Below are 12,017 nucleotides of genomic sequence, written 5' to 3'. Positions count from 1 at the left end.
GACGCGCCCGGCCCAGGGTCAGGCCGGCTCCTCCACCATCTTGCGCAGATCCGAGGCGACATAGGTCGCGGCGATCTGGCGGTCATTGCCGCCGTTGAAGCTGTTGAAGTGCACCAGCCCCTGATCGTGCGTGCCCGGCAGGCCCTCGAAGTAGCGCGGGAGCCGGCCGATCTGGCGCACCCGCAGGCCGGCGCGCAGCGCCATGGCATGCAGCCAGATGTCGTCGGCCTTGGGGCAGCACTCGCGGAAGGCGTCGCCCTTGGCCTGCATGAACTCCAGGAAGCGCGGCGGATAGATCACGCCCGAGACGCCGGTCGCGAAATGACGCCAGCGCGCCTGGCGGCTGTCGCAGGGTGGCCAGTCGCGGTAGGGTCGAATGACGGCGGCGGGGTCGGCGTCGATGCCCTTGCCGGTGACCGCGCTCGCGTTCGCGCGATCCAAGGCCACCTCGTGCGCGCGGTAGCAGCTGATCTGCTCGGGCTCGGCGCGATAGGCCTCGAAGAGCCGGCGCAGCCACCAGCGCGGATAGACGATGTCGTCGTCGGCCGTCACCAGCGGAACCTCATGCTTGGTCTGCGAGGCGACGTAGGGGTAGTACTTCGTGTGCGGGCCGAGGTTGTCGGTCAGATAGACCTCCAACCCGCGGCGCTGCAGCCGGCGAAGCGACTCGGGCAGGTCGTTGTAGCGACGCTCGTCGTCCAGCCACAGGATCAGACGCAAGGGCTTGAGCCGACCGCGGCCGATGCTCTCGATGGTCAGGTGCACCGTGTCGATGCGCGGGCCGTAGGTGGTCAGCGACACGACGGGGCCGCCCGGCGCGATGACACGCTCGGACGAGGTCTCGTTCCGGCGCTGCAGCGCGCGCACCTGCATGGGGACCAGGCGTGGTGCGAGCTTGTAGACCAGCTTGCGGTGAATCTTCGAAATCAGCAGATCGAGGTCCATAAACGCTCAGCTCATCCTTTCGGCCGTTCCACGGCGGCACCGGCCGCCCGCCCACGCATCAGGCGCACGCGGACCAGGTCCATCGCCGCGCCCAGCCAGCGCTTGACCACCGGCTCCGCGTAGGTCACCACCAGCCAGCTCACGACCAGCACCAGCACGCTGGCCAGCGTCAGCGCCAGGCCCGGACCGATGCCCGCCCGGCCCATGACGCCCATCGCGACCGCGCCGATGTTCTGGTGCACGAGGTACAGCGGATAGGTCATCAGCCCCAGCACGCGCAGCAGGCTCACCAGCGTCGCGCTGGAGCGCCACGCCGCGTTGTGCCGAATGCCAAGCAAGATCACGGCCAGCCCGGCCACCCACATCGCCAGCGCCGGCCACCACGGGAGATCACGCGGGCCGTTGGCGTCCACGGTGGTCCAGAAGATCTGCACCACGCAGGCCGTCAGCATCGCCGCCAGCGTCAGCCAGGAGGGTCGTTTCTGACCGTCGATCAGCACCGCCCAGATGACGATGCCCAGCGCGAAGAACGAGCCGTGCTTGATCAGCAGCAGCTCCATCACCCGGTCGACCAGGTAAGGGAGTCCCTTCTTGAGCACGGCCAGCGCCGGCACCGCGCCGGACTGGCCCAGGCTGAACAGCACCCAGTAGATCAGGCAGATCCAGGCCAGCGCCGCGGCGAGCGTGCCGATGCGACGCTCGCGCCCGGTCCAGATCAGCACGCCGACGGCGGCGTAGAAGAAGATCTCCACGCCCAGCGTCCAGAAGACGTTGTCGATCCACGGGTACCAGGGCATGAAGAGCATGCTGTGGCGGTAGCCGCGCATCAGGTCGGTGGTCAGGCCGCCGTAATGCCAGGCCAGCACGCCCAGCGTCAGCGTCGAGCAGATCCAGGCCGCCGGCACCAGCCGCACCACGCGGCTGCGGAAGAAGGCATAGGGGGTGGCGCCGCGGGCCGAGTACGCGATCACGATGCCCGAGATCACGAAGAAGATCTGCACCCCGATCCAGCCGTAGAAGGAGATGCCGGGCAGCAGCGCCTGCGGCACCGTGCCGCCGCTGAGCTCGTAGGGCCGGCTGTCGGGCCGGTCGCCGATGCTGAAGGCCAGATGCGACAGCAGCACCAGCACGGCGGCCAGGAAGCGCACCAGGTCGATGGCGATGACGTGCTGCTGCCGCGGGTTCGCGTGCGCGATCGGCTGCGGTTGGGAGTCAGGTCGGGACATGGGAATTTCCTCCGGAACTGGCGAGGACCGCGCGGTCATGGGACGTCGCGGCCATGTCGGGCGGCTGCGCGCGTGGCGGCGGCATAGCGCCGCGCGCGCGACAGGAAGAGCGGGTTGCCGATCACGTAGCGCTTGAACAGCCGGCGCGGCTCGCGCAGCAGGCGGTACAGCCACTCGACGCCCAGGCGGCGCATCCACAGCGGGGCGCGCGTCGCGCCGCCGCCCAGGAAGTCCAGGATCGCGCCGCCGCAGACGATCAGCACCGGCCCGCTCAGCGCGCGGCGCAGCTGCTGCGCGACCTGCTCCTGCTTGGGCATGCCCATGCCCAGCACGATCAGCTCGGGCTGGAGCTCGCGCGACTTGGTGACGTAGACCTCGGGCGCGAGAAAACCGTCCAGCGCATCGACCTTGGCGCCCGGCGCGAGATCGTCGCGGATGCGGGCCGCGGCCACGCTCAACTGCGGATCGCGCGTGCCCGCCAGCAGGATGCGGCGATTGCCGTAGCGCGCGACGATGAGCGGGATCAGGTCGGTGCCGTTGAGGTTGAGACCGGCCGGCAGGCCGAGGCGGTCCATCAGCATCTTCATGCCGGAGCCGTCGCGTAGCACCCAGTCGGCCTCGGCGACGGCGGCGGCAAAGCCGACGTCGCTCACCGCGGAGTTCATCGCATGCGCGTTCACGAAGGCCAGTACCCGCGGCTGCTCGACGCCGGCCAGGCAGGTCAGCAGGTCGTCCTCCAGAGCGCGCTCGCTGTCGACCACGGTCAGGCGGCCGAGGATGGCGCGCCAGCGATCGATCCAGCTTCCGGCGCCCGTGCCGGCACCGGCGCCTGATCCGGCGCGTGCGGCGATGGTGTCGTGGAAGTCGCTCACTGCGGGGTCCTTGGCATCAATGGTCGCGCTTGGTGCGGACCCATTCGGTCTGTCGGCGAACGACGAAGCTCAGATAGATCGGGAGCTTGGCCAGGATGTACAGCGGCGCCTTCATCAGCTCGGCCAGCCCGATCAAATCCGAGGCGAAGCGCTGCCGCGCCGCGATGATGGCCGTGATCAGCGCCAGCACGGCGAGCGCCGCGATGACCAGCCCCGCCACCCAGCCGCTGATCAGCGCCCAGATCAGTTGCACCGTCAGCGCGACGACCAGCAACCCGGCCAGCAGCGCCAGCGGCGGCACCAGCATGTCCAGCACCAGCATGGCCTGTGCGACGCGGCCGCGGCGCAGGGCCTGCCACAGCAGGCGCGGACCCTCGCCCACCAGCAGCGACAGATGGCCGTGCTCCCAGCGGGTACGCTGGCTGCGCTCGCCTTCCTGGCTGGCGGCGAAGACGCTGGTCACCAGCATGTCCTCGCAGAACATTGGCGGCGTGCCGTCGCGGGCCAGGCGCACGCCCAGCTGCATGTCCTCGGCCAGATGCCCGCTGGCCAGCGGCGCGCGCAGCGCCACCGCCCAGGGGAAGGCCATGCCCGTGCCCAGCAGTTGGCAGGGCAGTCCCAGCCGGAACATGCCGCGCGAGCGCACCAGGTTCTTCACACGCATCGCGAATTCGGCGACCCGCGCCTTCAGGCCCGGGCCCGCCGCGTGCATCAGGTAGCTGGCCTGCACCGGCCGGCCATGCGCATGGGCCAGGCTGGCCAGGCGCGGGATGAGGCCAGGCGCGAGCACGCAATCGGCGTCGAGCACGATCACCACGTCCGGCGTCCGGCCGTCCACCAGCGCGGCGGCCTCGAGGTGGCGCACGCCGTGGTCCAGCGCGTAGCCCTTGCCGCGGCGTTCCGCATCGAAGCGCTCCACCACTTCGGCGCCCAGCAGGCGGGCCTGGGCGGCGGTGTCGTCGCTGCAGTTGTCGGCCACGACCAGCAAGCGGTCGTTGTCGCCCAGCTGGGACAGCGCCTGCATGATGGTCGCGCGCACGCCGTGACCCTCGTTGTGAGCCGGAATCAGCGCGGCGATGCGCGCCGGGCGCGGCTGGTCGTCCAGCCGACGCGGCGTCGCCATCGCGAGCAGCACCTGCGCCAGCAGCAGCGCCACCGGCAGCGCCAGCAGCAACGTACCGATCAGCAGCAGGACGTTGAGGACCATCAGCAGCGTGTCAAGCATGGGCGTACTCGCTGAACAGGCGGAGCAGGCGGGTGGCCTCCGTGTCCACGTCGTGACGGGCGAGCACGCGCTCGCGCGCGGCGGCGGCCATCTGCTGGAGCCGGCCGTCCTCGCATTCCAGGCAGGCCAGCATCGCGTCGGCCAGCGCCTGCACGTCGCCGGCGGGCACCAGCCAGCCATGCGTGCCGGGCACGATCAGCTCGGGGATGCCGGCGATCGAGGTGCTGACCACCGGGCGGCCCAGCGCCATCGCTTCCATCGCCACCACCGGCAGCCCCTCGGCGAAGCTGGCCAGCACCAGCGCGCGCGCCGCGAGCAGCTCTTCCCGCACCTGCTCGCTGCCTATCCATCCGGTGATGCGCACCGTCTTCTGCAGACCGAGCTCCGCGATGCGGCCTTCGATCGCGGAACGCAGCTCGCCATCGCCGGCCAGCACCAGTTCGAAGCCGGGCTGGCGCGCCGCGACCAGGGCCGCGGCCTCGATCAGCAACAAGTGACCCTTCTGCTCCGCGAGCCGGCCCACGGCGACCAGCCGCTGTCCCTGCGCGGGCGCGTCGACGCCGGCGTGGAAGCCGGGCTCAAGACCGCAGTGCACGACCTGGACCTTGGCCCAGTGCGCGCGCTCCACCCAGCGGAACAGCTGGCTGCGGCAGAACGAGGTGATGGCCACGACGAAGCGCGCGCGGCGGATCTTCTCGCCCAGATGCAGGAACTCGGGCTTGTCGAATTCCTCCGGGCCATGCACGGTGAAGCTGTAGCCCGGGCCGCCCAGCGCGTGCAGCAGCATCGCGACCTCGGTCGAGTTGGTGCCGAAGTGCGCGTGGACGTGCGTCACGCCGGCATCGCGGGTCAGCTTCAGCGCGACGCAGGCTTCGGCCAGATAGATCAGGTGCAGCGGCAGCGGCCGGTCGGCGCGGCGGCCCATGCGGACCGCGAGCTTGAGCGCGCCGAAGAAGCGGCCCGGCGCGCGCAGTGCCTCGCGCACCAGCGCCGAGCCCAGCGACAGCGCGCCGCCGCGCAGCAGGTAATGCGTCAGCGACTTCTCGGCCTGATCCTGCGGATCGGGCGCGGGATCGTTCCAGCCGCGGACCGCGACGCGCAGCACTTCCTGGCCCTGCTTCTCCAGCGCATGGATCTCGCGTCGGATGAAGGTATGGCTGACCTTGGGATAGTGGTTGACGAGATAGGCGATCTTCACGCGGTCACGCTCCCTGCCGCAGGACTGGAACTGGGTTCTTGGATGGATGCTGGGGCTGACGCTTGGGCCGTTGCCTGGGCGTCATGCCCGGTGCCCGCGGAATCGAGGCCGGAGGCGCCGCCCCTAGGGCAAACATCGTTCCCGGTCGGGGCCGTCGCCTCGGGCGTGGAGGCCGCCGTGTCGACCGACGGCTTGACCAGAATGCGGGCAGGATTGCCGACCGCGGTCGCGCCGGCCGGCACATCCTGCAGGACCACGCTCATCGCGCCGATCTTGCAACCCGCGCCCAGCCGCACGCCGCCGAGCACTTGCGCATAGGCGCCGAGCTCGACGCCGTCCTCCAGCACCGGGCACGGGCCGCCGTCCACGCGGTTGCCCAGCGTGACGCCCTGGCGCAGCGTGCAATGGGCGCCGATGACCGTGCCCGGATTCACGAAGATGCCGCCGAAGTGCCAGATCTTCAGGCCGGGTCCGATGCGGGTGTCCTTGGGCAGGCTGATGCCGGTCAGCGTCTCCACCACCGTGTGCAGCAGCAGATAGAGCTTGCAATGCAGCGTGCGACCCAGGCCCGCCGGCGCCGCGTCGACACGGCGTCCATAGCGGTAGACCCACAGCGCCCACATGGACTGCTCGCGCCGCGGCATGCGGCCCAGGCCCCAGCGCGCGACGTCGGCGGCCCAGTCGGGATCGCGATTGGCGCGCAGCGTCATGGGGCGCTCCTGGTCGATTCGCCGACAGGCACGAGGCGCGCGCCGACCGAGGACTCGCCCGCGCCGGAACCGCTGCGCACCGTCACCGCGACGGCGCCCTGCCCTTCGGGCCAGCTGAATTCCTTGCTGACGCCGTCGCCCAGATCACCGCTGTCGAACAGGGTCGTGCGCCTGGCCTTGTCCAGCAGCTGCAGGCGCAGCGTGGCGCCGCCGGTCGCTTGCGCGGTCAGGCGGTAGCGCTTGCCGGGCTCGGGCTTGGCCCAGGCGATGGACTGCAGGCTGCGGCCGCTGTCGTTGACCTGCGTGACCACGCCGCTGCCGGCGGGAAAGACCACCGCCTGCCGGCGCGTGTCGTAGACGCCGTAGCCGCGCGCGGGCGCGTCGCCGGCGCTGGTCGCCGCGGAAGCGTCGGCGCGCTTGGCGCGGTCGCCGTCGCTGCCGCCGCCCGAGGCGCGTCGCCACGGCCCGCGCAGCGACATCTCGTTCTGGCCCTGGTCCATGGTCATCGGCTTGCCGTTGCCGTCGACCCAGCGCTCCACCGCCACCACCTGACGCAGCGCGCCGCGCACGCGGTCCAGCTGGGCGGCGTACTCGGGATGCCAGCCGCGCTTCATCGGGGACTTGCTCGCGCCCATCTCGACGTAGACGACGAAGGGCGTCTCGGTGTTGCGGTCCACGACATAGCCGCCGTGGACCTTGAGCGTGCGCGCGACCTTGCGCAGCAGCGGATCGGCGATGGGGCTCACGTCGAAGTCGGGCGGCAGCATCAGCAGCGCGCCCTGCGGGATCTTGCCGGTGTTGGACTTGGCGCCGGTGTCGGCCGAGGTTGCGGGATAGATGTAGGCCGGATCAGGCGACAGGCCGGTGTGCGTCAGCGACAGGGCCAGCGCATGCCGGAAGATCTCGTCGCCGTCGTCGATCTCCTGCGCGCGCACCAGGCCGCCCATGGTCGGAACGCCGGCCGCGCGGGCACCCTGGAAGTAGTGGCCGGGCTCCCCCCAGCCGCGACCGTCCAGCGCCGTCCAGGCGTACTGGTCGGCGCGCCATTGGCCGTCGATGAATCGCAGCACGTTGAACGAATGGATCACACGGTCCACCGGATCGACGATGTCGCCGTGGCCGTCGGCCGCCGCCGCCGGCTGCACGCCCGCGGGCCAGCGCGGAATCGTGATCTGCTCGCGCATGGTCTCCGCATCCGGATCCCAGATGCCCTTGCGGCCAGGAAGCGGCAGCACCGTCACCGGAGCGTCCTCGCGCGATGCGATGAAGACGCCGGTCGACCACTTGCCGTCCTCCAGGGTCGGGAAGTAGCGGGCGCGGGGAATCTCGTAACTGTCGAGCGTGACGCCCAGGGGGCGCGCGTTCCACGGGGAGTCCGCGGCGAAGGGGCGCTCGGCGGTGCCGAAGCGCAGCTTGCGCAGCGCGGGGTCGGCGGCTTGATCGCGATCACCGCGATCGCCCCGATCACGGCGCTCGGCGCGATCGGACTTGTCGGCCTTGTCGGCCTTCGCCGCGGCGATCGGGGCGGATTCAGCGGCCCACGCGCTCGCGCCCAGGCCCATGGCCATGCCGGCGAGCACGCCAGACACCAGCCAGGCGGCGGAACGGATTGTGAGCTGCGACGTCATCCGTCCACCCTTAGACACTTCGAACCGCGCCATTGGACATCCTCAATCGATGGCTCAGCGCAATAAAGTGTCGCTCGAAGTAAAACGTCGACACGTGCGCGAGCAGGAAGATCACCGCCAGCAGCAGCGGTCGTTTGAGATAGCGCTCGGCGAGATCGCCCTCGCCCAGCCAGGTGTGCATCAGCGGCACGTGCAGCACGTAGACCGCAAAGGACACCGCCGCCAGATAGCCCCAGAAGGGACGCGACAGCCAGCGCGACGGCGCCGACGCCGGCTGGCACAGCAGCGCACCCGCCAGCACCAGCACCGCATAGGGGCGCAGGTAGGAGGCCGTATTGCCCGACACGCTGTGGCACGCCCCGCACAGCGCGACCAGCGCCACCCACAGCACGGCCGGCCGCGCGAAGAAGGCCGTCACCTCGCGGCGCCGCTCCGACTGCATCAGGATGGCCAGCGTGAAGCCGGCCAGGATGTCGTCGACGCGATACCAGGTGATGCTGCCGCTGAGCGCGTTCATGTAGATGCGGTAGGCGGTGACGGTCACCAGCAGCGCCGGCATCAGCACCGACGCCACCGCGGGCCGGAAGAACAGCAGCAGCGTCGCCAGCGCGTAGAACTGCAGCTCCACGCACAGGCTCCAGAAATGGTCCAGCGGGACGCGCATGCCGCCGTCGCTGAGGTTGGCGTAGAACAGCATGTGCGAGGCCAACGCCTGGGGCGTGAAATGCCAGATCGCCGCGACGATCAGCGCGACCAGCCAGGCCAGCGGCAGCACCCGCAGCAAGCGGCGGGCGGCGAACTCCAGCGGATGCGCGCCGGCCAACACCTGGTTGCCGATGAAATATCCCGACAGCACGAAGAACAGCGCCATGCCCAGCATGCCCACCGATTCATTCAGCCGTGGGCTCAGCGCATTGAGCGGCATCATGTGCGCGATCAACACCAGCACGATGCTGAGTCCGCGCACCCCGTCCAGCACCGGTGAACGACTGCCCGCCATGGCTCAGCCCGCCCTGACCGGCAGGTCTTCGCGGCCGTGGCGGCGGCGGATGCTCGCGGGCATCGGCGCCTCGGCCGGCATCATGCGCAGCGCGATGCTCAGGCCGGCGCCGATGACGAACCAGAAGAACCAGTTGAAGACGAGGTAGCTCATCATGTTGTCGGACAGCGAGACCACCACGTAGCTCAGCAGCAGCGCCATGAACATGGCCGACAGCAGCCCGTCCTCGCGCCGGAAGCGCCACAGGATGCGGGCGCTGCGCCAGAAGGTCGCGTAGTAGGTCAGCAGGCCCACCAGCCCGACGTCGAACAGCATCTGCACCGCCACGCTGTGCGCGCCGGTGGTCATGCCGCCGCTCAGGCTGAAGAAGGTCGGCGAGTTGAAGAAGAAGCCGCCCGAGCCATAGCCGAAGAGATAGCGCGCCGGCCGCATCCAGCTGATCGCGTCCTCCCACAGAACGCGGCGCCAGGTGAAGGAGTTCAGCTGCGCGTACTGCACGACCGCATTGCCCTGCCCCAGGTCCAGCACCCGGTCGCGGATGTCGGGCACCAGCAGCGCCAGCAGCGGCGCCAGGCACAGGTAGAGCAGGAAGCGGCGCTCGAAGATCAGGCCGTAGACGAAGAACATGCCCGCGGCCGCCATCCAGGCGCTGCGGGTCTTGGTCGCGGCCAGCAGCGCCAGCAGCACCAGCAGATAGCCGGCCATGGCCATGCGGGTGAGCGTGGTCGTGCTGGCCCGCGTGCGCACGCTCTTCCAGACGTAGAGCATCACGCCCTGCATCAGCACCAGGTAGAAGGCCAGGATGTTGGGGTGCGAGAACGGCCCCTTGTAGCGGCCCATCGCGGCGGGGTCGTTGGTGATGTGCACGTCGTGGCGAGCGATGGCCACCAGCGTGTACAGCGCCACCGGCACCGAGGACCACAGCACCAGCTTGAGCACGCGGTCGAAGGAGGTCCAGTCGTCCACCACGTAGAAGGCCAGCACGAACATGGCCATGGTGCTGAGCGTGCCCAGGAAGGTGCGCAGCTCCGGCAGCCGGTCGGGCGCGTAGACCAGGCCCGCCATCTGCATCAGGATGAAGGGGATCCACACCATCCACGCCACGCGCGGAATGCGGCGCGGCTCGCGCATCCAGAACACCAGCGCCAGCATGATGACCGCCAGGTTCACCAGGCCACCCAGGCCGCCGAAGCTGGCGAAGCGCGCCTCCTCCAGCACCGGATTGGCGACGGCCCGCAGCAGCACGATGGCGACGAGCAGCGTGCGCGGGCTGGCCAGGAAGGTGAAGCCCACGACCAGCACCGCCGGCAGGACCAGGAAGAACACCGGCTTCTGCGCCGCGAGATCGCCCGCGATCACGCAGATGAAGCCCAGCACGATGCTGCCCGCCGCCAGCGCGGCGGCCCAGAGCAGCGTGCTCCAGCGCACGGCCCAGCGCGAGCGGCGCTCGTTCCCGTACGGTTTCAGTCCATTGCTCACATGCATCGCAGTCATCGCACCAGCATCCCGCGCGTGGGCGCGGGCAGGGCCGCGGTCAAATCAGAGAGAAAACCCGCCATCACGGTCTGGGCGCGGGCCTCGGCGCCCGGCTGCGCCAGGCGCTGGGACGCGCGCACCAGGATGCCGTCGGGAATGCGGCCGCGGAAACCCTCGTTCAGGATGGTCCAGCGCGCGGACCACCCGTCGCCGCCGTACTGGTCGCCGATGCGGATCCAGTAGCGCACCGCCTCGTAGCCGCCGCCGCGGGCCTCGGTCAGCAGCACCGTCGTGGGCACGGGCGCCGCGCGGCCCGTCGCGGCGATCGGCTCGCCGTCGTGCCGCTTGACCACGTTGAAGCCCTGGGCCGGATAGCAGACCTCGGGTCGATGCACCTTGACGTCCTGCCGCTGCCGTTCGCCCCAGGCCAGCGCCAGCATCACTTCCTCGCCCTTGCTGTTGGCATAGGTGCGCATCAGCGTCTGGTCGTAGGGCTGCTCGGTGTCGGTCTCGACGCCTTGCGCGACGTCGACCTGGGCCGAGCCGTCCTGCACCAGGTGCCAGTCGCCGAAGGCCTTGGGCACGGTGGCGGCCAGATCGGGCGCGCCCTGCACCGCCTGCAGACGCGGCGTCGCGAGCCAGGCCGCGCCGGCGGCGCCCAGCATTACCGCCAGGCCCACGGCGCAGGCGGCGACGGACAGACGGGGCGGCTTGATCGGCGATGAAGGCAAAGAAGCGGGCGGAGGCGATGGCGGCGACGAGGACGGCCCGATCGCCGGGCTGGAACCGGTCGTGCTCATGCGACCTCCGTCGGACGACGGCCGCGCAGCCGTTCCCAGCGCAGCGACAACGCACGCAGCAGGCTGTCCACCGCCACGATCAGCATCAGCGCGGTCAGGAACAGCGCCATGCCGGAGAACTCGTGCATGAAGCCCTGCCCCACGTCGTCGCCCATGTGATAGGTCAGCAGGGCCAGGATCAGGATGCGGATCACGTTGGAGCAATAGGAGATGGGCACGATGAGCACGGCCAGGGTGATGTTGCGGAACACCGATTCATGGCGCACCACGTTCATGTAGAGCAGGCCCAGCGCCTCGAGCGTGAACAGCGAGTTCAGGCCCGCGCAGGCATCGGCCACCATCAGCTGATAGGGGCCGATCTGCAGGATCACGCCGGCCCGCGCGATCGGGTAGCCCAGCCAGTACATGAGGTGCTCGGCGCCCCAGGAGGCGGCAATCTTCATGGGCTGGGTGATCACGTCCACGATGGACGCGGGCAGCGGCACCGCGAAGAGCAGCAGGAAGAAGGCGAACCAGTAATGCCGCGCGATGCCGGGTCCCAGCAGGATCAGCGCGAAACCCAGCAGCACCGGCAGCAGCGATCCCATCTCCAGCAGCGCCAGCGACTGCGAGCGCCCCAGCACATAGGCCCCCAGGCCCAGCACCACCAACGCCCATCCGGGCACCGGCGCGGGGCGCGGCTGGAAGCCCTCGCCCTGCGCGGCCAGGCGCCGCGTCTGGAAGTAGAAGTACCAGGCCGACAGCGCCAGCACGATGGGGCCGTGGGAGTTGCGGTCCCCGCGCCACGGGCCATGCATGAAGTCGACGATGGTCGGCACGTACAGCGCCGCCAAGCCCAGGGCCAGCGCCATCACGGCCAGGCGATTGCTCGCCCAGAAGCCCGGCGCGAAGCCTCCCGGGGAAGCGGCGAAGAGATTGCGAGTCATCGTTTTCACTG

General features: G+C 70.1%; 11 protein-coding genes. All 11 read right to left on the bottom strand.

Translation table 11 applies throughout. The annotated features are described in order from the left end of the window. Positions 1-18 precede the first annotated feature (18 nt). Genes ABDW59_RS17935 through xrtB form a run of 11 tightly spaced genes read right to left on the bottom strand, consistent with a single transcriptional unit; the run spans position 19 to position 12,006 of the window. On the bottom strand, positions 19-945 hold the full coding sequence (locus ABDW59_RS17935) for a hypothetical protein (protein ID WP_343631542.1): 927 nt from the start codon (positions 943-945) through the stop codon (positions 19-21). A gap of 11 nt (positions 946-956) precedes the next feature. Further along, complete coding sequence (locus tag ABDW59_RS17930) at positions 957-2,171, bottom strand: acyltransferase (protein WP_343631540.1); 1,215 nt, start codon at positions 2,169-2,171, stop codon at positions 957-959. Between the two features lie 35 nt (positions 2,172-2,206). Further along, the gene (locus ABDW59_RS17925) at positions 2,207-3,043 is read right to left on the bottom strand and encodes a WecB/TagA/CpsF family glycosyltransferase (protein WP_343631539.1); all 837 of its coding nucleotides are present in this window, start codon (positions 3,041-3,043) and stop codon (positions 2,207-2,209) included. Between the two features lie 16 nt (positions 3,044-3,059). Continuing rightward, positions 3,060-4,268, bottom strand: coding sequence for a glycosyltransferase family 2 protein (locus tag ABDW59_RS17920; protein ID WP_343631537.1), 1,209 nt, complete (start codon positions 4,266-4,268; stop codon positions 3,060-3,062). Continuing rightward, the gene (locus tag ABDW59_RS17915; protein ID WP_343631535.1) at positions 4,261-5,466 is read right to left on the bottom strand and encodes a glycosyltransferase family 4 protein; all 1,206 of its coding nucleotides are present in this window, start codon (positions 5,464-5,466) and stop codon (positions 4,261-4,263) included. The genes ABDW59_RS17920 and ABDW59_RS17915 overlap by 8 nt, the downstream gene beginning before the upstream one ends. Then, positions 5,463-6,176 (bottom strand): serine acetyltransferase, encoded by a 714-nt coding sequence (locus tag ABDW59_RS17910; protein WP_343631533.1) that lies wholly within the window; start codon positions 6,174-6,176, stop codon positions 5,463-5,465. The genes ABDW59_RS17915 and ABDW59_RS17910 overlap by 4 nt, the downstream gene beginning before the upstream one ends. Beyond that, entirely contained in the window at positions 6,173-7,804 is a 1,632-nt protein-coding gene (locus tag ABDW59_RS17905) for an Atrophin-1 multi-domain protein (RefSeq protein ID WP_343631531.1), read from the bottom strand. The genes ABDW59_RS17910 and ABDW59_RS17905 overlap by 4 nt, the downstream gene beginning before the upstream one ends. A 10-nt stretch (positions 7,805-7,814) precedes the next feature. Then, entirely contained in the window at positions 7,815-8,804 is a 990-nt protein-coding gene (locus ABDW59_RS17900; protein WP_343631529.1) for an acyltransferase, read from the bottom strand. 3 nt (positions 8,805-8,807) lie between these two features. Continuing rightward, positions 8,808-10,298: an O-antigen ligase family protein gene (locus ABDW59_RS17895; RefSeq protein WP_343631527.1), complete on the bottom strand. Its 1,491-nt coding sequence runs from the start codon at positions 10,296-10,298 to the stop codon at positions 8,808-8,810. Further along, a complete protein-coding gene (locus tag ABDW59_RS17890) occupies positions 10,295-11,080 on the bottom strand; it encodes an exosortase C-terminal domain/associated protein EpsI (RefSeq protein ID WP_343631525.1) in 786 nt (261 codons plus the stop codon). Before ABDW59_RS17890 ends, ABDW59_RS17895 begins: the two co-directional genes overlap by 4 nt. After that, complete coding sequence (gene xrtB / locus ABDW59_RS17885) at positions 11,077-12,006, bottom strand: exosortase B (RefSeq protein WP_343631523.1); 930 nt, start codon at positions 12,004-12,006, stop codon at positions 11,077-11,079. Before xrtB ends, ABDW59_RS17890 begins: the two co-directional genes overlap by 4 nt. Positions 12,007-12,017 lie beyond the last annotated feature (11 nt).

It is taken from the genome of Roseateles sp., assembly GCF_039595295.1.
Taxonomy (GTDB): domain Bacteria; phylum Pseudomonadota; class Gammaproteobacteria; order Burkholderiales; family Burkholderiaceae_C; genus Roseateles.
The sequence above is the reverse complement of the archived record's forward strand: the minus strand, read 5'-3'. Positions and strand labels throughout refer to the sequence as shown.